Source organism: Syntrophotaleaceae bacterium (genome assembly GCA_041390365.1).
GTDB lineage: Bacteria > Desulfobacterota > Desulfuromonadia > Desulfuromonadales > Syntrophotaleaceae > JAWKQB01.
Map to the genome: position 1 here is coordinate 1,538,488 of JAWKQB010000001.1, position 21,143 is coordinate 1,559,630.

A 21,143-nucleotide genomic window follows, 5' to 3' on the forward strand; every position below is an offset into this window, starting at 1 on the left:
TTCGGTCATTCATTGTACTCCCCCTTACCTGCCGAATATGCCCTTTGTCAAAAGGACCATGGCCCCAGGGATAGATCGGGGATCTGCTTTTGGAACAGTGAAACGCCATGCGTATCTTGGTCATCGAGGATCAGGAAGAGATTCTTCAGAACATTGCCGATTATCTTCATCTGCACGGCTATACCGTGGACTGCGCCCGCAATGGCCTCGGCGGTCTGCATCTGGCGATTACCCTTGAATTCGACCTGATCATTCTCGACATCATGCTTCCCGGCATGGATGGTTTGACACTCTGCCGCAATCTTCGACAGGAAGCAGGGGTTCGTACCCCGGTGATCTTCCTGACAGCGCGGGACAGCCTTGAAGACAAATTGGCAGGCTTCAAGGCCGGATCGGATGATTATCTGGTCAAGCCTTTTTCCCTGTCTGAACTTCATGCCCGTGTTGAAGCCGTGCTGCGACGCAGCCAGCCCCTGCAGGTCAACCGGCTGCAGATCGCCGATCTGCTCTACGACCTGGATACTCTCCAGGTGACCAGGCAGGGAAAGACCCTGAAACTGAATCCCATCGGCCTGAAGCTGCTCGAGAGGCTGATGAAAAGCAGTCCTCATGTGGTTCGACGGGAGGTTCTGCAGGACATGCTCTGGGGCGAAGATGTCCCCGACAGCGACAGCCTGCGAAGTCATATCCATCTCCTGCGCCAGACCATCGACAAGCCCTTTGACACCCACCTGATCCAAACCATACATGGCATAGGCTATTGCCTGAAAGCAGATGACAAAGCAATTTAGTTCACGACTGTCCCAACGCATCATCCTGTCCTTTGTCCTGCTGACCACCATTGTCAGTGGTCTTTTCGCTATCGGCCTGACGGCCACGATCCACTATGTCGAAGCCAGCCTGGTCAGGAGCGAAATGCCGAAGGATTTCTCCCGCATATTCGACGACTACAGGAATGGGCGGGAGCTGCGTCTTGAGGAAGGAGCCTCCTTTTTTCCCGAGGGAGCCGCCCTTCCCGACTATTTGGAATCCATCCCGACCGGCTACTCGGAAGTCGTTCTGAATGATCTTGCCTATTATGTCTATCATCGTATTGAAGGGAAAAAATCCTACTTTCTGGTGAAAGACCAGACCTCCTTCGAAAGGGCCGAAATCCTGTTGCAAAGGGCGGTTTTCAGCGGTTTCGTGCTCTGCGTCCTGGCCTCTTTCGTGCTCGGCTGGTTCATGGTCAAGCAGGTCATCGCACCGGTACGAAGGCTGACTCGTCAGGTGGCCGACCGGGAAGCCCTGCGAGAACAGCCTCTTCCCCTCGCTTCCGAGCATGCAGATGATGAGGTGGGTGCTCTGGCCAGGGCCTTCGATGCAACCTTCGCCAAACTGGAGCAGGCCCTGCGGCGGGAGGCTCTTTTTACAAGCGATGTCAGTCATGAATTGCGCACTCCGCTTTTGGTCATTCAGAGCGCCTGTGAGATCCTGGTCGCCAAAAAGGAGTTGGACGGCTACTCTCGCCAGAGAATCGAATCGATCCGCGAGGCAGTCAGGAAAATGAAGGAACTGGTGGAGACGTTTCTAGCCTTGGCCCGAGGCAAGGACAATCAAGCTGAAACGGCCACTCTGGATGCTATCGTCAAGTCGGAATTCCCAAATTGGACACAGATGGCGCAACAAAAGGAAAACCTTCTGCTTCTGGAGGATAAGGCGAAAGATCAGCTACGAAAGGAGGTCAAGTATCCGGCCGTTCTGCTGCGAACGGTCATCGACAACCTGATCCGCAACGCCGTCCGTCATACTGCAGGCGGCGAAATCGTTCTGGTTCTGCGGGACGACTCCTTTGAGCTGAGGGACACCGGTTCCGGCATTGCTCCCGATGAAATGGACAAAGTCTTCGAGCCCTATTACCGAGGCACGGCCTCCCGTCATGACGGACTCGGACTGGGCTTGTCCCTGGTACGACGGATCTGCGAAAGAGAAAACTGGACCATCACTCTTGCCCGGAATCATCCGCAAGGGTGCTGGTTCAGGATAAATCTCGCATAAAGGCTCATTTTGACGCTTTTTTGATCTTTTTTTCACCTTTTCAGAACACTCGATTTTCTATGATTTCTGCATCTCCTTACTGGAGTTGCAGACATGCATCCTTCGATCGCTCGTAATGTCCAGCGTCCATTACGATCCATAACCACGGTTTGTTTATTCACCGTTCTGTCCAATCCCCAAAGGGTGCTTTCCTCTTCCTGCCCTCGGTCATCAAATCTGTTTGTTTTTCCATCAGCTGCCGTCGTCGGGCATCAGGACATCTTGAGCCCCTTCAAAACAGACCGTCAGAGGCCTTTTCATGAAATGGCTTAAATCCCGAAGGTTTTTGTACCTGGCCGGTGTTGGCCTTACTTTTTTCCTGGTCTGGTTGCTGCTGCGCCTGATCTTTCTGGTCGGCTTCTCCGACCTGGACCTGCACCTTGTCGATCAGCAGGACCTGTGGAAGGCTCTTGGGGTAGGACTTCGCTTCGACCTGCGCCTGTCCCTGCTGCTCATGTTACCGTTAGCTGCCCTTTGCTGCTTTCCCCGCTGGAACATGGTCAGAAGCCCCATTGTCCGCAAGTTCGGCAGGGTTTATCTGTGTCTGGGACTGCTTGCGATCGGTTTGGTCTATGTCATCGACTTCGGTCATTACAATTACCTGGGGACACGGATCAACGCCACGGTTCTGCGTTTTGCCGGGGACGCCGAGATCTCCGGCACCATGCTCTGGCAGAGCTATCCCGTGGTCTGGATCACCCTGGCCTGGCTCGGTGGCTGTCTCGCTCTGCTGATTGGGCTGATCCGCTGGGAGCGGGTTTCTCTGGACCGCCCTGCGGCGAAAATCTCCCTCCTGAATGCCGCGATCGGCTGTGCCTTGATGACGATCCTGTTTGCCTTCGGAATCATGGGGCGGGTAACCGATATCAATCTGAAAAGTCCTGTGCCCCTTCGCTGGAGCGATGCCTTTTTCTCAGGAAATCAGAAATTGGCCGCCATCGGGTTGAATCCGGTTCTTTTCCTCTACGATACCCTGCATATTCCGCAGCAACCCTACGACAGTGACAAGGTGGAGTCCTACTACAGCACCATGTCGGACTACCTGGGGGTAGAGCACCCGGATCGGCGAGCCTTGAATTTCACCCGCCGGATCGGGCCCCAGCCTTATCGACTCCAGGTCGAACGCCCGCCGAATGTCATCTTCGTCATGCTGGAATCGCTCGGGGCCAGCAGGGTGAGCGCCTATGGCAATCCCTTGAAAACCACCCCGAATCTGGATGCGATCGCGGCGGATGGCTGGTTTTTCCGCCATTTCTACATACCGGTCGTGAGTACCGCCAAGACGGTTTGGGCGAGCATCACCGGGATTCCCGATGTGTCCCGGGAGGAAACGGCGACCCGCAATCCGCTGATTACCCGGCAACATACGATCCTCAACGACTTTGACGGCTATCGTAAACTGTATCTGATCGGCGGCAGTGCCGGATGGGCCAACATGAGTGCCATGGTCCGGGAGAGCATAACGGGAATCCAGCTCTACCAGGAGGGGTACTGGCAGTCGCCAACCACCGATGTCTGGGGCATCTCCGATCTCAACCTGTTCAAGGAGACCGATCGTATCCTTCGTGAAATCCCGAAAGATGAACCCTTCTTTGCCTATATCCAGACCGCCGCCAACCACCGCCCCTTCACGGTTCCCAAGGACAACGACGATTTTGTGCCTCTCGAATTGCCCCTCGAAGAGGTGCGGAAGTGGGGTTTTCGCAGTGTCGAGCAGTTCAACGCCGTGCGCCTGCTGGATTACAACATCGGACGTTTCCTGCAGATGGCCCGCGAAAGCGGCTATTTCGACAATACCCTCTTCGTCTTCTTCGGCGACCACAACAATCGCATCACCACCCTTCCGCACATGCCGCCTGCCTTCGAACAACTGGGGCTGGAAAGCAACCATGTGCCTCTTCTGATCTACGCCCCGGCACTGCTTGAGCCGCGCGTCATAGAGGACGCTGTCGGCATGGTGGACGTCCTGCCGACGATCGCCGGCCTGGTCGGTCTCGAATACACCAACCGGACCCTCGGCCGGGATATTCAACTCTCTTCTGAAGGGCCCGATCGCGTTGTTCCTCTGGTGCTTACGGAAGGGTCCTTTCCCGTGATCGGCGCGGTGACAAGCGAGTTTCTGGTCAGAATGAACCACGACGGAAGCAACCCTAGCCTGCATGCCCTGAATGCCGAAAAGCCCCTGGAAGATCTGTCCGGACGTTACCCGGAAAAATTCGAATATCTCAGGAACCTGGCGCTCGGAGCCCATGAGGCTTCACGCTATCTGCTTTACGGGAATGTACGAAATTAACACTGTACAGAGATTTGACTGGTGGAGGAAAATGAAGAAATTCAAGTTGATACTGGCTGCATGCGTCGGTGTACTCCTGACCCTGGGGGCTGTCAACCTGTACTGGGTCCATATTGCCGACAGGTTCGAGGAGATTTCCGAGGGTAAAGTCTATAAATCGGGAGTCATGCCACCCGATAAACTTAAAAAAACAATTGAAAAATATAATATAAAAACGATAGTGGATTTAAGAAAACTGGAAGACTTGAAAAATATAGAAAAGGAACGGTCTCTTGCTGAAACCCTCGGTGTCGTTCATATCAATATTCCATCCGATCAGGTCCCCGAAACCGCTACCGTCCAGGAATTCCTGAAGGTCATGGATGACGAAAAAAACTACCCGGTCCTGATACATTGTGAGCATGGCGAGGGCAGAGCCGTACTGTTTTCCGCCATATATCGAATGGAGTATGAAAAGTGGGACAACGAAAAGGCAAGATGCGCAGCCAGACTCATCACCTATGGAAGCGGCTTCAGCCTCGATGCCTCCAAAGGAAAGTACCTGGACCATTATAAGTCCCGAGAAAAGTTGATTCGGTAACCTGGCAAAGGGAAATCATCGGTGCGCCGCCCCCGCCTCCTACCATTGCTCTGATCGCCATGACTGCCCGTCGGCCGTCGCCGGCGGCAACCATCCTGTCCCCACCTCCCCTCGGTAAAAAGAACGGCCGCTGCCAAACCGGCAGCGGCCATGATATTTACTGATAATTTGTCCGATCAGTCAATCAAACTGAATTGCTTGGCAGGTACGCCGCAAACTTCGCATTTGTTGGGGGCCTGGTCATAGACGGTATTGCCGCAGACCTCACAGACATAGACTGGCCGAGCAGCCAGGTCGGCACCGCTGTCGACAGCGGCGGCCGCCTTTTTGTAGAGCTCATAATGAATTTCTTCCACGGCAAGGGCATAACGGAAAGAGATCTCGGCCTTTTTATCCCCTTCCTTTATGGCCTCATCCAGATAAGGAGGATACATGTTCATGAATTCAAAGCCTTCCCCGTCGATGGCCGTCCTGAGGTTTTGGGCCGTCGATTTGATGCCGCCCATGGCCCGAAGATGAGCATGGGCGTGAATGGTTTCAGCGTGAGCTGCGGCACGGAACAGTTTGGCGACCTGGGGAAAGCCATCCGCCTCTGCCTGCTTGGCAAAAGCGAGATACTTGCGATTGGCCTGACTTTCACCGGCAAAGGATTCTGCGAGATTTGCTTTTGTGGACATTTTTTTCCTCCTTTAGAGTGTAATTGGGGCATATGGCCCATTCTCGGAAAAGCTGCTCTGCCTTGGACGGCATATCTTGATCCAGAATTTTTTGGTAATTTATACCATTTGCTATTTGTTGTCAATCTTGATTTTCCATTTTCTGGTTATTCCTTCGATGGCTCTCATTCGCCCGGCTCTTGTCTGCCTTCGACAGCTGGATGCGAAAAAAAAAGCCCGTCGCGAGGGTGCGACAGGCCGGAAATATTTTTAATGAATCGAAACGGGAATTGGGTCAGAGACTCTTTTGTTTCACCCCTTCACTGGCGATTCCGTAACCGAAACGTCACTCGGAAACGCGTCCCCTTATCCCTTTCAACATGGAGCGCACCGTCCAGTTGTTTAGTAAGAGCCATAATGAGCTGGAATCCAAAAGTTCCGCAACTGCTCACATCAAAATCCGGTGGAAGTCCGACACCATCGTCCGTGACAGCCAGAATCAAAAAATCATTTTCCCGTTTCATCTCAACCCGGACAGTTCCAGCCATGGAACCGGGGAAGGCATGCCGCAGGGCATTGGTCAGCAGCTCGGTAATCAACAGACCGCAGGGAACAACCTGTTCAATATCCAGCTCGATATCCTCTATATCGACCATACAGCGAACTTCGGTCTTGGGCCGAAACACCTTCTCGATCTCTTCGACCAGGCTTTCGATATAGTCAGGCAAACGGACCTCAGCCAGGTTTTTGGACTGGTAGAGCTGCTCATGGGCCAGCGCCATGGAGGAGATCCGGTTCTGGCTCTCGGTAAAATAGCCCGCCAGCTCCGGGTCCCGAATTTTCTGTGCCTGCAGAAACAGCAGGCTGGATACGACCTGGAGATTGTTCTTGACGCGGTGATGAATCTCCCTGAGCAACACGTCCTTTTCTCTCAACGAAGCCTGGAGCAGCTGTTCGCTCCGTTTGCGCTCTGAAATGTCCAGAAAGGAAGCCACCACGGTGGGCCTGCCCTGGTATTCAATGACTCCGGCTGAAATCAGCACATACCTCTCAATGCCGGTTTTGGTCATGTACCGGGCTTCATACTGATCGGGCACCGCCTCCCCTTTCAACCGTGAAACCTTGCGCATCCGGATCAGCTCCCTGAAATCCTCATGGGCCCAATCCCAGATGGTCATCCGGTAAAACTCGTCGACGCTGTAGCCGAACAGCCGCTCCATGGCAGGATTGGCATAGATGATCCTGTCCAGCTGATAAAGACAGATCGCCACCGGCGAGGTTTCAGCCAGCACGCGAAACTTCTCCTCGCTTTCCCGCAGGGCCTGTTCCGCTTTCAGCTGGTCGGTGATATTCTCCTGGTAACTTTCGAATTCATTCGCCTGCCCTGTCTTGTCCACTACTGGCCGAGAATGGACCCGGCAGGTGACGATGCTGCCGTCCTTGCATTTCAAACGATTGTTGAAGACATACCAGGAACCAGTGGAGAAAATATTTCCAACCAGGGGATCCCGTTCAGAGCGATCGGGAAACAGCACATCCTGAATGCTGGAACGATTGATCGTCTCCATCAACTCCTCGGCTGAATCGTATTTCAGAATGGCGGCCAGGGCGGGGTTGACTCTGGTCAATTTGCCCTCTTTTGTCGAGTGAGTGATGCCGAAGGGGGCATTCTCGACGATGGAGCGATACTTGAGCTCTGACGCGCGGAGATCCTCCTCGGCCTTTTTCCGCTCGGTAATATCCCTGGAGAAAGAGCAACTGTAAACCGTTCCCTCGTATTCCAGATAGTTGACGGTGACCTCCACGGGGAAAATCGTTCCGTCCTTGCGGCGATGAATCGAATCAAAGGTGCGGCTGCCGGAATCGATCAGCTTTTGGCGGTGTTCCCGCCACCAATCCGGGGTCAGATTGGGATCGATATCGAAAAAAGTCATGCAGCACAGTTCCTCCTGGGTGTACCCGAGGCTATTGGCTCCGTATTCGTTAACGTAAAGGATTCTGCCGTCTCTGCTTCCGCGAAAGATTCCCAACGAGGCCCGGTCTATGATGAAACGGCTGAGCTTCAGATCTTCTTCTGCCCGTTTCCGTTCGGTAATGTCGGTCACCATGGCAAAACTGCCGGCAAATTCGCCCTGAGCGTCGAGCAGAGGGCTTGCACAGACCAGGGCATCCAGCCTGGCCCCATCGGACCGGACGAACCGGAAGTCGTGGGTTTCGCGGATGCCGTTCTCCCGCCGCGCCATGAACTCCACTATGGCCTCACGCCCCTCTTCATCCAGGAAGTCCATGAGATGCCTATCCAGCATCCCACCTGGATCGCAACCGAGCATCTGTTCCATCCGCTGATTGACATAGGTGGTCTTCCACTCCCGGTCCACCTGCCAGATGCCTTCTTCAGCCGTCTCGACGATTTTTCGGAACCGTTCTTCGCTCTCCCTGAATGCCTTCTCCAACGGGCTTTGCCCGCAATGCCAGCGGTCGGTCATGTCGACTGACCCGATGCAACGGTCCATCCCGGCTATACTCTTTTCGCTAACCGAATAGCCGTTTTCCCGCAGGAGCTTTTTCAGACCTTCCAGGTCCTTCTCCCCACAGTCGATAGCCAGAAACCTTTGCGTTTTTTCCATGGTTTTTTCCGCCGGTTCGCATTCAGATCGAAAAAAGTCATGCCTGTTTCAGTCATGTTTGAGATTGGAAAGAACCATATCTTGAAGAATTTGCGAAGTTATTCGAAAATATGTCGAAAAAAATTTTACAACAGTTTCTCCATGAATTACTATAAACTTCTATCTTAATGAGCTTCGCAAACAGTTCTTGAATAATAAAACCTTTTAACTTTAAGGGCTTTTCTATTGGAAAAAGAGGCCAGGCAAACGAAAAAAATAAAGGTTCTGTTGGTTGAGGACGAGGCTGTCACCGCTCTTGCTTTGAATATGTCTTTGGAAAACCTCGGTTTTCTAACCTGCCCGGCAGCAGCCACAGGTCAAAGAGCCCTTGAAAGCATGCGCGAGGAAAAACCCGACATCGTTTTGATGGATATAAATCTTACCGGGAACATGAACGGTGTAGATACTGCCAGAAAAATGCAGGAATCGGGTCGGATGCCTGTTATCTTTATAACGGGGTATTCTTCCGGCGATCTTTATGAACAGGCCAGACACCTGAACCCCATTGCCATCTTCACCAAACCTATCAGACTGCAAGCTCTTCAAAAAGCTATAGAAGCGGCAGTAAAGGCATGAAAACTCCGCTGAACGAGTTTGATCTGCAGCGTCCCCGAATGATTCCCGCCCATCCTGCCCAGAGGAATCGTTCTCAGCAGTCGGCTAACCGGTGAGAAGATAGATGAGAATGTTCCCCATGATCTTATTGATCACGTCATAGCGAGTCGGGGGAACGGACCTGATTTCCTCCTCGCTCTGGACAAAACGGCCGGGAACCAGTTCATGCCGACAATGGGTGATGAGCGCATCCGCACTCTCGGGGGTTGTCTCCAGGTGAAACTGCAGGCCGATGGTGCGGCGCCCGATCTGGAAAGCCTGGTGCAGACACCCTTTGCTCTTGGCGAGGTGAATGGCCCCAGGGGGCAGGTCGAAGGTTTCACCGTGCCAATGGAAAACCTCCGAAATCTGCGGCAAGGGGAAAATTCCGGGCTGGTACTGGCAGGCATAGACCGGAAACCAGCCGATCTCCTTGCAGGGACCTGGATAGACGGCAGCGCCGAGGGCCGAGGCGATCAGTTGCGCGCCCAGGCAGATGCCAAGCACCGGTTTACCTGCCTGCACGGCCTCGGCCAGGACCTGTTTTTCCTCCCTCAGCCAGGGATACTCATCCTCGTCGTTGACGCTCATTGGACCTCCAAGAGCAACGACGGCGTCGAATTCCCCGGAGGCGGGAAGTATCGGCGATTCGAAGAAACGGGTGGTGCTGATTTGCGCCTGCCGGGCCTCGAGCCATGGCAAAATGCTGCCAAGGCCTTCGAAGGGTACGTGCTGCAGAACATGAACGCGCATGATGTCCTCTTTAATCTGGTTAGGGCCGGGTGCCTTTTACGGCTCCAAAGCCTGCAGATAAGCCTGCTCGGAAAAGCCATGAATTTTCTGACCATTGATCACCGCAAAGGGGATACCCGGCCAGGGGTCCAACTCCTCTTTTCTTCGCGCGGCACTGGTGTCCTTTTCGATATCGTAAACAGCGTGGGGAATGCCGCGGGATTCAAAAAACTGAATGGCTTTCTTGCAGTAGGAACACCAGCTTGTCACATACAGCTCTACTTGAGGCGAGTCGTTGAGGGCAAAGATTTTTCTGCCGTTTTCCAGATGGGCCGCCTCTCCCTGAAGAACGCTCGAAAAAAACAGTAACACGGCCAAAACCCAAGACATGGATTTCATAAAATTTCCCTTCAGATTCAAATGTTTTCAAAAAGAAGCGGATTCAACGCCACTATATTCCATTTCTAAATAAATTGAAATAATAACCAAGGTGAAAAATTTACTTTAATTTGGGCCGCGCTTGTGTTTTTTTGGATTAACTGTATTCTTTCTCCTGTCTTGTTTCACACTCTGATTCTAAGATTCCATAATGATTCCCATTAATTTTTTTTAGACAAAGAGGAACATTGATGGAATTCCATAACCGTAACAGCCAACATATTAACGGAGGAAAGCAATGGCAAATCATTACATTACTGACGATTGTGTAGGATGTGGGGCTTGTGAACCGATTTGTCCTGTAAGCGCCATCAGTGCAGAAGATCCGATTTATGTCATTGATCAGGACGATTGCACCGATTGCGGCGCCTGTGACGACGTCTGTCCCGTCGATGCCATCAAGACCAAATAAACGGTCGTCTTGAATTGCAAGAACAAGGGCTGGCCTGGCGCCAGCCCCTGAGTCCCATTGACAACCATTGGCAGAAAACAAAACCCTCCGAACCTTTCAGCCCGGAGGGTTTTGTTTTCTTGTCTAAATCGATCTGTCTTTTATTCCTCACCAGTGGTTGAAGCAGAACCGGCTCCAGCTGCTTCTGTTTTCCTGGTCGTACGTTTCTTGGCTTTCCCCTTTGCCTTGGCTGCGCGCGCCTTGGCCAGATTCACACCTAATCCGCGTTCTATGGCCATCTGTTTCCTGGACTCGCTATAGTCCTTGGCTGCAAGAGGCTGGCTGCGGGGAATATTGAACTGACGGCGGTACTCCTGAGGAGTCATATCGTGTGCGGTCCTGAGATGCCGTGAAAGGGTTTTCATTCCCTTGCCGCAAATCATGCAGACAACCTGCTTGTTACCAAAGGCTTTCCGCTTGGAAACAGCGGGGGCAGCCACCTCCTCTTCCTCCGAAGCAACTCCGGCGGCCACGGCCTCCCCTTTCTCAAGGGAAATCAGGGTAGTGTAAATATCGCCAATTTCCTTAATCAGTTCTTCTTTCGACATGGGGGTGGTAGAAGCATGAGCTCTTACAATTTCGGTAGCCATTTCCAGTAAGGTCGGCATTTTAGATTTCCTCCTAATTTGAGATAATACGTCCCTTATAAACATAACCTTTTAGTATTGCAAGAAGAATTATTGGGTACCGGAAAGCCACACGCTAATATTACACTCAAAATTCAACATTTCAATTACATTTACTTCTTTTGCAGGTCAGCCAGTTTTGAAGACAAATAATACGACATTAAAAAAACAGTAAAGCCTGGAAACGGATACTGCCCCTAGGTTCGAGCGGGAAGGAAAATTGTATTTCCGAATATGAAATGCGGAAAGTCATTCCGGCTGATGGCGGTTTTTTAAATTGGCAGAATTCAGGGAGGAGCTTGTCACAAAGGGAGCTATCGTGATGACCTTTTATACTCAGCTATGGGTTGAGCCTGCATATTGTTGAATCAAACAATTTAACAACCTAATCATCGAAACCCAGACCGATGGGACTCGACGCGCCAAGCGTTTTCCTTACTGCAAACCGGGAAAACTTCAATTTTCCGCAAACGGAGCGGGTTCCGGTGCAACTTCTCTGAAAAAGAAAACGCCCATAAAAACGAAAAGGCAGCTGCCTGCGAGGACATGCAGAGGATATTTCCAGAAATGGATGTCCGGCACCAGGACCGGCAGTAATGCGATGGCGGCAACCGGTGGAAAAGATGCGTGGAACAGATGAAACATGACGAAGACGGTGCCCAGAGCCAAACCGGAGAAAAACCAAAGGGGTCCATGCAGAACATCGGTAACCAGATAAAACCAGAGAACTCCTGTGAAAGCTGCAAGAAACAGCAGCAGTACTGCCTTGGCAGGCGTGCGTCGCAACGGTTGATCAGGCCTGGATAATTCCACGAAGGCTACGATCAGGGGCGGGGCTATCATGAAAAGGAAGTTTGAACCCAGAGCGGATGCTGTGATGATCAGTACCCCGGCCAAAATCTTACTCCAATAGATGAATTGGGAAATGAGATGGTTTTCTTTTTTGCAGAGCTCGATCCTGTCGGCTGGAATTTCTGCCGAAACCGGCTTTCCCCTGAATCTTTCCAAAACAATTTTCCCAAGCACGATGATTCCCATCAGAATGCCGACAGAGAGAGGATACAGCCAACTGGTCGTATGGGTCATAATCGCCAGAATGGCGGCGGATATGGACGGAAATACCTCGGAACGCAACACCTTCAGCTGCAGAACCACAAGGATAAAGGCGATCGCAACAAGGGAAAAGGTCGGAACAAAAACATATCGCAGCAGTAAAACTCCGGTCAAAGCGGCCAATGTCGGCGAGGCCCAGACAGCCAGCCATCCGGCTTGCCATGGCGGTTTCTCAAAGATCCAGAACCCCAGGGCAAGGGCTGCAATTTCCGGAAAAAGTATTTCCTTTTCCCCAAAAATATCCACCATGGCAAAGAGAAACATGATCAGCATCATGGTGGCAATCTGCATCAAAACCTTCAGCCTCATTCCCGATGTCCCTTCTTTCTGATTCGGCCCGGGTCGGCCGCAAATCCGGTTTTTGCTACCACCTCACAGACAATTTCTCATAGCCTTGCGAGATCTTCCATTCCAGGTACGGCTGAACCCATTCCTGCCTGGCTTTGGTCACCGTCAAAATCTGCCTCGAGCTGAACAGACCATAACACAGTCGGGCTGCAACTTTCATTATCTTCATTGCAGTCCTGTCATGGAATGGTACGCCAGTGCTTTTTTGGCCTTCTCTCAGTTTTTGCTGACTCTGCTCTTTTTGGTTTTTCCCAATAACGGTCCCAATGATATGCAATCCCGTTCGAGTCCCGCAACTTTTTGCAGTCACTGTTGCTTTTTTGAGTGCAGCCGGTTTAGAGTGAAATCATGACCTACGCGGTAATAAAAGAGGAGCCGTTTTCATACTTTTCGGAGGCTGTTATGAACGGAAGTGAAATGCTTCACAGGATCGAGATGCTGATCGACCAAGGCAACCTGGTTTGGGAGAGCCCCGGGAGCAATGCGGCCAAGGACATTGAACGGTTTTGCGATGCGGTCACGGAACTGGTTCAGGTCATCTACGGTCCCGGCCATCCGTATGTCGAAAAACATTCGGCCGCGAACAAGGACTCACAGCGCGATTTTGCCGAAGGGATGTCATTGCTGCAATCGATCCATAAAGAGGTGGAGTACTCTTCGCGTTTGGGACATTGAGCCAGAAGAGTTACAGGGAGACAAATTCCGAACCGTAATTCCTGAAGCGCGCTTCATCCCGGGCATCTACCGAAGGCCCTTTCCACAGACTGAGAGGTGCTCCCGCCTTGGCCACCGGACCGGGGCGGAAGTCCTCGCAACCCTGCTTGAAAAGAAGTTTTTGCAGGTGCCTGATGGTAGTCTCTCCCCCTGTGTTGGAGTGAACCGAAATTCCACCGCAACGCTTGCCCCGCAGGGAATCGGCCTGCAGCCCCTTCAAAGCGCGCAGAAGCGGCAACGCCACGCCCCACGGACTGACGCTGCCCGACCAGCAAGGGCTCGCAAGGATAAATCCTTCGTAAGAGGCAACCGCAGCGGGATCGAAATCGTTCACTTCGACAATGTCCGCCTCCGAACCTGCAGCCCTGATCCCTTCGGCCGTTGCTTGAACGGCCTCCAGCGTATGGCCTGTTTTTGAAAAATAGAGAATAAGTATTTTCATTTAAATATCCATCACACCTGGTGCACCAGTAAAAAGACTCTCCGGAGGGTATCCGGAGAGTCTTGATTTTCATCTCGCTTACATCTCGGGAGCGGGACGTTTCGCCCAGCTGTTCGGCGGAGGGTAGATCATGTTGCAGGGCATGATTTCGAGGGGTGCGGCAAGCCAGTCCTTGGTTGTTTCCAGCCACTTCAGGAAATGCGGGGTGTTCTTATGAACCTCTACCGCGTCGGCATCTTTGTATACTTCGAACAGGTAGAGGGTGTTGGGATCAGCGGCGTCGTTGACGATGTTGAACATCAGACAACCCGGCTCAACCTTTTCCGAACCGATGGCATCGGCCAACATCTCTTTGATGAACTGATCGCGTAATTCGGCTTTCATCTGAATCTTCACCACAAGCGCAACCATAAGGTCCCTCCTTTAGAGTATGGGTGTTTTTCCCGGCCACCTAAGCTAACATCTCTCCGTCTTTTATAACACCGAGACAAGCAAAAGAAAATCCCGCATTTCATCCTAATGGAATCTTTTGTTCAGGCAACCAGGCAGCGACCCGGCGTTACCCCTGCGCAATAGCAAACCCTAAATTTCAACTTTCCCAACATATTCCACCGGTACTTGAGAATCGTATATCTCCATAGCGCCATTCAATTCTATTTTCAGTCTTCCGCCGTTGTTCAGGCGCGGCAGGGGCAGCTCCACTTCACTATCCTTTACCTGAAAAGAAACAGCCCTCTCCTCGAAAACCATCCCGGTTTCGATATCGGAAATTTTCAGCCTTCCCTCAACCCTGGTGCCGTCCTCGATGGGGATCGGGCAATCGGTCTTCACCACATCGTCGATTGTTTCTTCGCGTTTCTCTTTTTTCGGTCCGAAAATGTCGACAACTACACCGATAGGCACCAGGGTTAGAGCCAGGACACCGGAAACGAGGTTATTTTGAGAAAAAGCGGTTTCAAATCCATCGGCCATATGCCCCAGGTAGACCTTGTCTTCGTACACATGCACTCGTTCATAAGGCAGATCGCCCCGCAGAGACAACTTCAGGCACAGGTTCTCTCCCGACAACTCTGCTCGTGAAATTCGATTCGCGGCTAAAGCCGCTCCCACAAGGCAAGACAACCCGTGAAAAGTTTTTGTGGGAGCGGCGTTAGCCGCGAATGGGGGTTTGCATGGTCGAACCAAAACCTTCGCGGCTGAAGCCGCTCCCACAAAATCCCCCCACAACCGCAATCTTGCTTCGCCCTGCCTGGCCCTGCCCCTGTGGGAGCGGCTTTAGCCGCGAATCGGTGTTTGCAAAGCCGGACCCAAACCCTTCGCGGCTGAAGCCGCTCCTACTGAAACCGGGTTTTTGCCTTTTATCCTGCCTCGATCCCAGTAAATTCAGGGTCTGGTTTTGCCCTCTCTACCCTCGCTGAAACACCACCTGCGCCCTGCCCATCTGGTACCAGGTGCCGCATTCGGGTGTGTCCTCCGTAATGAGCTGCTGCCCCAGCTTCCAGGTACCGTTGGCGGAGCCGAGGTCCTGCAGCTGGACCTCCCCTTGTTCCGAAACGGTAATCTCCAGATGCCGCCGGGAAACCGCATCATCCTCGACCCGGAAATGCGCCTCATCATCACGCCCCAGACAGTAGATTCCCGTATCCAGTTGGTAGGTCGCAATGTGGCTGCCGTCCTGAAAAACCGCAAGGTTCCAGGCTGGAACGGGCAACCGGGCCGGATCCGCTTTCTGAAGGGGTGGTGGCGTCACTTCTTTTTTCGCTACGACAGACGTGCCCTCGTCCTCGGACCCGATCTTTAATCGGAACACACGCGCCACCCCGAACTGGATGCCGATGCCCAGCAGGGTCAGGGCGATCCAGATGATGGGGTTGACCAGTTGGCCGGCACCGTAGGCGATCAGGAGCGCACCGATGAAGGAGGATTTGACGATAATAAAAGCCTTGGCGAGGTATAAAAGCAGACCCCCGCCGAGCAACGCGCCGATAAGGATAATCAGTTCGTCAGGCGTGGTGTTCCAAACCGTTTCGGAGACGGCAATAACAATGATTCCCCCGCCGACGGCGCCCAGAATAAAGATAGCCAACTGATGCAGGCCCCAGGCGAGCCCTGCGCCGAAACACGCGCCCACCAAGGCCACCAGCACACCAGCGATTTCGCCCCATTGCATTGCGCCCAATACGAAGCCGGCAAGGCCGCCGAGCAAAAAGCCCGGAAGCATGACGACAAACTGGTAGATCCGAAAACCGTAGACCAGGCAGAGCCCGCCGGCGATATAAGCCCCGATGGTAACGGGCATCGGTGGCCGCCGAAGGATATGGATCGCCTCGCCCCAGAGCCGGGCCAGGTCATGGCCGCCAAACCGGCCGAGAGCGCAGGCCTGCTCGGGAACAAGTTGCAGCAGCAGCATGGCTCCGCAAAAAAAGCCGAAGAAACGCAGTGCCTGAAGTTTCATGATCGTCCTCCCTGGAACGATGAAATTACAAAAACCCCGATCCCGATCAGCTATCTCTCTGTGGGAGCGGGCTCCCGAACCACCGACCAATGTGGGAGCGGCTTCAGCCGCGAATCAGTTTAGCAAGGGTCGACCGAAACCCTTCGCGGCTAAAGCCGCTCCCACAAAAATCCCCCACAACCGCAACCTTGCTCTGCCCCGCCCGGCCCTGCCCTGCCCCTGTGGGAGCGGCTTTAGCCGCGAATGGGGTTCCAATAGGCCGAGCTAAATCCTTCGCGGCTAAAGCCGCTCCCACAAATCCCCCCCACAACCGCAACCTTGCTCTGCCCCGCCTGGCCCTGCCCTGCCTCTGTGGGAGCGGCTTTAGCCGCGAAGCCTTTAAAGCCTTTCACTCCACCCAAACCGCATCCCAATGGGGATAGGCCCAGACCGACTCTACCAGCCCGGCCCTGACCGGATTGGCCACGACATACCGGGCTATCTCCCTGAGATCCTCATCCGACCGCAGGGCGTGGTCGTGATAGCCCGATTGCCAGAGCGGCCCCGTGCTTCCGGTTTGCCGGTTGATGGTCCTGGCGACATACCCCTTCACCAAGCGCATCACATCCGCCAGGTTTCCGCTGCGCAATTCAACCAGCCAGTGCAGATGATCCGGCATCACCACAAAAGCCAGGGAATTCACACGGCCGGCTTCCTGCTGGTGGCGCAAAGCCCGGATGCAACAGCGGGCGGCCTGAAGGTCGCGGAATACCGGGCGCCGGTTATGGGTCTTGGCCGTTAGGAGATAATGGTTGCCCGGTTGGGATATCCGGCCCTTGCGCAGGTTTCTGCTTTGGAAGTTGCGCATGGTTGCTCCTCTCCCTTCGTGGCAGATATTAAAATCCCCACCATTACCCTGTCCTGCCCTGCCCTGCCCCTGTGGGAGCGGCTTCAGCCGCGAATGGGGTTCCAACCTTCACACCAAAAACCTTCGCGGCTGAAGCCGCTCCCACAAGAATTTCATCAAACCCTGCGCCGCCACCTTCGCTCCGCCCTCCGGGCGGGCTACCAGCCCCGGCACAGTCCTGCTGTTTTTGCCCCGCAGTGCGGGGACGGGATGCCGTTCGGGTCAGCGGGCCGGCCTCCACCAAGGCCCGATGAGCTGAGCGCAAAACCAGGCGGAAGCCGAGGTTGTTGTTGCGATTGCCCGGCTCGTTCCTGTTGCGATTGGCCGAACGGCAGTTCCTGGCGTTGTTGTTCCAGCTGCCGCCGCGGTTGACGCGGTTGGAGCCTTAGAACGGCACCCCATATTGTTCCAGAACGTGTCTTCTGAATCCTGTTGCCCTGCCGGCCCGGGTAAATTCCACCAACGGCGTCATATGGCGCGCCAGGGTGGATTCATCCCAGACACCTTCATTCCACAAGCCTTCGTAATGGCAAAATTTTTCCACAAACCGCCTGCGGCTGCGCGGCGCCAGCCGAATACTCCCCGGCAAAACCCGAAACCCCAGAAATGGCAACCCCCGGCGGCAGCGGTTAAGTTGCACATTGTCCTTCAGCGCGAGTTGCAGCCGTTCCTCCAAAAAGCGCCGGATCTGGGCCAATTCCTGGAGCAGGCGTTGTTTTTCATCGGCGAACAGCACAAAATCGTCCATGTAACGCACATAGCCGGGCACTCGGCGCTCTTCTTTAAGCCAATGGTCGAGATATCCCAAATAGAAGTTGGCCATGTGTTGTGAAACCAGGTTGCCGATGGGCAGCCCCTTGCCGGGGCATGTTTCGTAACTATCGAAAATTCGCTCTAACAGCGCCAACAACCTCCTGTCCTTGAAACGGCGTCTGAGCAGACCGAGCAGCACCGCATGATCGATGCTGTCGAAATAGCGGCGGATGTCGAGTTTCAAGTACCAGCCGTAACGCCCGGTGAAATACCGTGCCCGCTCCAAGGCTCGTTGGCTGCCCTTGCCCTTGCGACAGGCGTAGGAATCATCCAGCGCATAGGCGTCGAGCACCGGTTCGCAAACGTTCATGACGGCATGGTGCAGAACCCGTTCCGGGAAGGCCGCCGCACAGATCAAACGCTGCTTCGGGTCGTGCACGGTAAAGAAGCGGTAGTCGCCAACGGCAACTCGCTCCTCGATCAGCTGCCGATGTAATTCAGCCAGGTTTTCATCCAGCCTGCGCTGAAAACGGATCACCTCGTTCCGGCTTCGTTTGCCGCGCACGGCCTTGTTAAAGGCCAGTCGCAGGTTGTCCGGCTCAGCGATCTTCGGATAGAGGTTGCCTGTCCTCTTCATCCAATCCCTCTTGCATCAAAGACAAAATGCCCTTGCCGTATTTCTCCAGCCGCCCCGGACCGATCCCGGCAATGGCCGCCAGTTGCTTCAGGGTCCGGCAAGCGTTGCGGGCAATCTCGGCCAGCTGTTCGTTGGTCAGGATGGTATAAACCGGTACGGCCTCCTCCTGCGCTACAGTTTTACGCCACTCGCGCAACTTAGCAAAACGTACAAACTCTTGCTGAGACAACAATTCCCGGTAATCGACCCGCTGTTTCCGTTTGGTTTCGCGTGTACCGGCGGAGCCCTTTTCGCCGGGCAGATATTCAACAGCCAAGGCCCAATAGGAGCTTTCACCCTGCGCGACAAACTCCCGGTGCACGGCCAACACCCGTTGACCGCGTAAAAACCGATTGAATTCTTCCTCGGCCGAGTCGCAGTTATTTACCGGGATCCTGTAGAATTTCCATTGCATTCTTTACCACCCTGCCTTATGAAAGCGCCGCTAACGGCGCTGTGACGGCCGTGTCCTTCCGGTAGCCTCCTCCGCGGGCTCCGCACCGCTCCTCCGGCACCTCCAGGAGCACGCCCGTCACTGACCTGAGCGCAAAACCAGGCGGAAGCCGAGGCCGCCGTAGCGAAGGCCCGGCTCGTACCTGCCGCGAAAGGCCGAACGGCAGTACCAGGCGATGCTGCGCCAGCCGCCGCCGCGGTAGACGCGGTCGGAGCCCGACGTAGGCCCCTGAGGATTGTTGCGCGGACTATTGCGGTAATAACTGCTGTCGAACCAGTCGTGACACCATTCCCACACATTGCCGCTCATGTCGTACAGACCCAGGCCATTGGACCGCTTCTGTGCCACCGGGTGGGTCTTGCCGCCGCTGTTGTCGTCGTACCACGCCACCGCATCGAGGTTGCTTCCACCGGCATACTTCTCGGCTTTTCCACCACTGCGCGCCGCATATTCCCACTCTGCCTCGGTCGGCAGGCGGAAAGTCTTGCCGCTGCGCGACCCGAGTTTACGAATATAATCCCGGGCGTCGTTCCAACTGACCTGTTCAACGGGATAGTTATCACCGTTTTTGAAACGGGACGGATTGCTGCCCATGATCTTCCCCCACTGCCCCTGGGTCACCTCGGTCTTGCCCATCCAGAAGCCATCCAAGCACACCTCGTGCACCGGTTTTTCGTCCGAGTCACCATCGGTCGAACCCATTTGAAAACACCCCCCAGGCACCCAGACGAACTCCATGCCGGTCACCGGTTCGGTCCAGGTCTGGCCCTTGCGGGGCGTCTGCCGGGCCCGGGCCAGCGCCGCCTGGCGCTGCTGCTCGGCCTGCCTCTCGGCCGCAGCCAACCGCTGCCGGGCTGCGCTCAAACCACCGGCCCCCGGCAGAATCGAATCAGCCTTGTCCAAATAAGTCCCTGCCCTGCCGAATTTCCCCTGCCCGATCGCCTCCTCGCACAACTCCAGATACTTCTCGACAATCCGCTCCAATCCTTGCCTGGCCTGCCGGTTCCCGCCATCGAGCGCGAGCACCCTGCGATAGCGCTCCAGGGCGTTGTTGCCTTCCGGACTGCTCAACCGCAGGGCCTCCAGATCCTGCCGCGCTTCGGCCAGCAAACGGTCGATCTCCCTTTGCCGTTGCTGGTCAGCGGTGTCCTGCCGGGACGCGGAAACCGTCGATGACGGAGCCGTCGCTCCGGAAGGCCGCTGGGCCAACCAGATGCCGCCAAGCAAAAGTAACGCCGCCAGCGCTCCGCCGATGCCCCAGGCGAGACCGCTGTTCGATCCGCCCCGTTGAGGGCTGCCTTCGCCGGTATTCCGTGCGGGCGGATCGTTGCTGACACTGGCTATGATCTCGGTTCGAGGCGCGGAACGTTCCAAAACCTCCCCGCCCAACACCCGATCGATGGCCGCCATCAACTCCGCGGCATCGGCGAAACGCCCCTCCGGACTCTTGGCCAGCAAACGGTCAATAAGGCCCTGATAGTTCAGCAGATGGCCAGGCAGCTCCGGCACCGGATCACTGATATGCATCAGCCCCACGGCATAGGTATCCTCGGCGTCATAGGGCACCTTGCCGGTGAGCATCTCGAACAGCACCACGCCCAGACTGTAGAGGTCGCTGCGGCCGTCCACCTCCTTACCCCGGGCCTGCTCGGGGCTCATGTAGTGGGGCGTGCCGATGCTCATGCCGGTTTTGGTCATGCGGGTGCCGCTGCCGAGCGCCCGGGCGATGCCGAGATCGGTGAGCACCGGCCGGTCCTGAGCATCGAAGAGGATGTTTTCGGGCTTGATGTCGCGGTGGACGAAACCCTGCTGGTGGGCGTAGCCGAGGGCATCGGCCAGGGAAAGGAGAATCGTCAGGGCCTGTTTGGGATCGAGGCCCTGACGGATGCGCTGCTTGAGATCGCCGCCGGGCAGCAGGGCCATGGTGTAATAGGGACTGCTGCCTTCATGGCCCACGTCGAACAGGGTGACGATGTTGGGATGATGCAGGGCGGCGCTGGCGCGCACCTCTTTTTCGAAACGGGCGATACGCTCGGGATCGCGGGCCAGTTCGGGCGGCAGCACCTTGAGCGCCACCTGGCGGCCGAGGGTGGTGTCCTCGGCCAGAAAGACGTCGGCCATCCCCCCGGCGCCGAGTTTTTGCATTATGCGGTATCGACCGAGTTGGAAGCCCGGTTGCAGCATTTTTCC

21 protein-coding genes are annotated in these 21,143 nt (G+C 54.8%); 7 read left to right on the forward strand and 14 right to left on the reverse strand.

The window, feature by feature from the left end; genetic code table 11:
- Positions 1 to 107: 107 nt before the first annotated feature.
- From R2940_07095 to R2940_07110, 4 genes are all read left to right on the forward strand, one after another.
- Positions 108 to 791 (forward strand): response regulator transcription factor, encoded by a 684-nt coding sequence (locus R2940_07095; protein ID MEZ4599539.1) that lies wholly within the window; start codon positions 108 to 110, stop codon positions 789 to 791.
- Positions 775 to 2,037, forward strand: coding sequence for a HAMP domain-containing sensor histidine kinase (locus tag R2940_07100; protein MEZ4599540.1), 1,263 nt, complete (start codon positions 775 to 777; stop codon positions 2,035 to 2,037). The genes R2940_07095 and R2940_07100 overlap by 17 nt, the downstream gene beginning before the upstream one ends.
- Positions 2,038 to 2,335: 298 nt before the next feature.
- Positions 2,336 to 4,369, forward strand: a complete 2,034-nt coding sequence (locus R2940_07105; protein MEZ4599541.1) for a sulfatase-like hydrolase/transferase — start codon at positions 2,336 to 2,338, stop codon at positions 4,367 to 4,369.
- Positions 4,356 to 4,949 (forward strand): dual specificity protein phosphatase family protein, encoded by a 594-nt coding sequence (locus R2940_07110; GenBank protein ID MEZ4599542.1) that lies wholly within the window; start codon positions 4,356 to 4,358, stop codon positions 4,947 to 4,949. Before R2940_07105 ends, R2940_07110 begins: the two co-directional genes overlap by 14 nt.
- A 176-nt stretch (positions 4,950 to 5,125) precedes the next feature.
- On the opposite strand, the gene R2940_07115 is transcribed toward R2940_07110, so the two are convergent.
- Both R2940_07115 and R2940_07120 read right to left on the reverse strand, forming a co-directional pair.
- Positions 5,126 to 5,626, reverse strand: coding sequence for a rubrerythrin family protein (locus tag R2940_07115; protein MEZ4599543.1), 501 nt, complete (start codon positions 5,624 to 5,626; stop codon positions 5,126 to 5,128).
- Positions 5,627 to 5,925: 299 nt separating this feature from the next.
- The gene (locus tag R2940_07120; protein MEZ4599544.1) at positions 5,926 to 8,232 is read right to left on the reverse strand and encodes a PAS domain S-box protein; all 2,307 of its coding nucleotides are present in this window, start codon (positions 8,230 to 8,232) and stop codon (positions 5,926 to 5,928) included.
- Positions 8,233 to 8,457: 225 nt separating this feature from the next.
- Here R2940_07120 and R2940_07125 point away from each other — a divergent pair, with 225 nt between their 5' ends.
- Positions 8,458 to 8,847, forward strand: coding sequence for a response regulator (locus R2940_07125; protein MEZ4599545.1), 390 nt, complete (start codon positions 8,458 to 8,460; stop codon positions 8,845 to 8,847).
- 84 nt (positions 8,848 to 8,931) lie between these two features.
- Here the strand turns inward: R2940_07125 and R2940_07130 are convergent, their stop codons facing one another.
- On the reverse strand, positions 8,932 to 9,618 hold the full coding sequence (locus R2940_07130) for a gamma-glutamyl-gamma-aminobutyrate hydrolase family protein (protein ID MEZ4599546.1): 687 nt from the start codon (positions 9,616 to 9,618) through the stop codon (positions 8,932 to 8,934).
- A 36-nt stretch (positions 9,619 to 9,654) separates the two neighbouring features.
- Positions 9,655 to 9,996 carry a glutaredoxin family protein gene (locus R2940_07135; protein MEZ4599547.1) on the reverse strand — a complete coding sequence of 114 codons (342 nt, stop codon included), beginning with the start codon at positions 9,994 to 9,996 and terminating at the stop codon, positions 9,655 to 9,657.
- A gap of 277 nt (positions 9,997 to 10,273) precedes the next feature.
- Between R2940_07135 and R2940_07140 the strand changes: the two genes are divergently transcribed.
- On the forward strand, positions 10,274 to 10,447 hold the full coding sequence (locus R2940_07140; GenBank protein ID MEZ4599548.1) for a 4Fe-4S binding protein: 174 nt from the start codon (positions 10,274 to 10,276) through the stop codon (positions 10,445 to 10,447).
- 140 nt (positions 10,448 to 10,587) lie between these two features.
- Here R2940_07140 and R2940_07145 read toward each other — a convergent pair whose 3' ends face one another.
- A complete protein-coding gene (locus R2940_07145) occupies positions 10,588 to 11,094 on the reverse strand; it encodes a MucR family transcriptional regulator (protein ID MEZ4599549.1) in 507 nt (168 codons plus the stop codon).
- 474 nt (positions 11,095 to 11,568) lie between these two features.
- Positions 11,569 to 12,534: an HPP family protein gene (locus R2940_07150; GenBank protein ID MEZ4599550.1), complete on the reverse strand. Its 966-nt coding sequence runs from the start codon at positions 12,532 to 12,534 to the stop codon at positions 11,569 to 11,571.
- 441 nt (positions 12,535 to 12,975) lie between these two features.
- Here R2940_07150 and R2940_07155 point away from each other — a divergent pair, with 441 nt between their 5' ends.
- A complete protein-coding gene (locus tag R2940_07155) occupies positions 12,976 to 13,248 on the forward strand; it encodes a hypothetical protein (GenBank protein ID MEZ4599551.1) in 273 nt (90 codons plus the stop codon).
- A gap of 10 nt (positions 13,249 to 13,258) precedes the next feature.
- On the opposite strand, the gene R2940_07160 is transcribed toward R2940_07155, so the two are convergent.
- The 8 genes from R2940_07160 to R2940_07195 form a co-directional block, all read right to left on the reverse strand.
- Positions 13,259 to 13,729, reverse strand: a complete 471-nt coding sequence (locus R2940_07160; protein ID MEZ4599552.1) for a hypothetical protein — start codon at positions 13,727 to 13,729, stop codon at positions 13,259 to 13,261.
- A gap of 78 nt (positions 13,730 to 13,807) precedes the next feature.
- Positions 13,808 to 14,140: a putative quinol monooxygenase gene (locus R2940_07165; GenBank protein ID MEZ4599553.1), complete on the reverse strand. Its 333-nt coding sequence runs from the start codon at positions 14,138 to 14,140 to the stop codon at positions 13,808 to 13,810.
- Between the two features lie 171 nt (positions 14,141 to 14,311).
- Positions 14,312 to 14,941, reverse strand: a complete 630-nt coding sequence (locus tag R2940_07170; GenBank protein MEZ4599554.1) for a hypothetical protein — start codon at positions 14,939 to 14,941, stop codon at positions 14,312 to 14,314.
- Positions 14,942 to 15,134: 193 nt separating this feature from the next.
- Positions 15,135 to 16,184: a DUF4203 domain-containing protein gene (locus tag R2940_07175; GenBank protein ID MEZ4599555.1), complete on the reverse strand. Its 1,050-nt coding sequence runs from the start codon at positions 16,182 to 16,184 to the stop codon at positions 15,135 to 15,137.
- A gap of 388 nt (positions 16,185 to 16,572) precedes the next feature.
- Positions 16,573 to 17,031 carry a transposase gene (locus R2940_07180; protein ID MEZ4599556.1) on the reverse strand — a complete coding sequence of 153 codons (459 nt, stop codon included), beginning with the start codon at positions 17,029 to 17,031 and terminating at the stop codon, positions 16,573 to 16,575.
- Positions 17,032 to 17,455: 424 nt separating this feature from the next.
- Positions 17,456 to 18,460 carry a reverse transcriptase/maturase family protein gene (locus tag R2940_07185; protein MEZ4599557.1) on the reverse strand — a complete coding sequence of 335 codons (1,005 nt, stop codon included), beginning with the start codon at positions 18,458 to 18,460 and terminating at the stop codon, positions 17,456 to 17,458.
- A complete protein-coding gene (locus tag R2940_07190) occupies positions 18,423 to 18,914 on the reverse strand; it encodes an HRDC domain-containing protein (protein MEZ4599558.1) in 492 nt (163 codons plus the stop codon). The genes R2940_07185 and R2940_07190 overlap by 38 nt, the downstream gene beginning before the upstream one ends.
- A gap of 117 nt (positions 18,915 to 19,031) precedes the next feature.
- The gene (locus R2940_07195) at positions 19,032 to 21,137 is read right to left on the reverse strand and encodes an SUMF1/EgtB/PvdO family nonheme iron enzyme (protein MEZ4599559.1); all 2,106 of its coding nucleotides are present in this window, start codon (positions 21,135 to 21,137) and stop codon (positions 19,032 to 19,034) included.
- Positions 21,138 to 21,143: the final 6 nt, after the last annotated feature.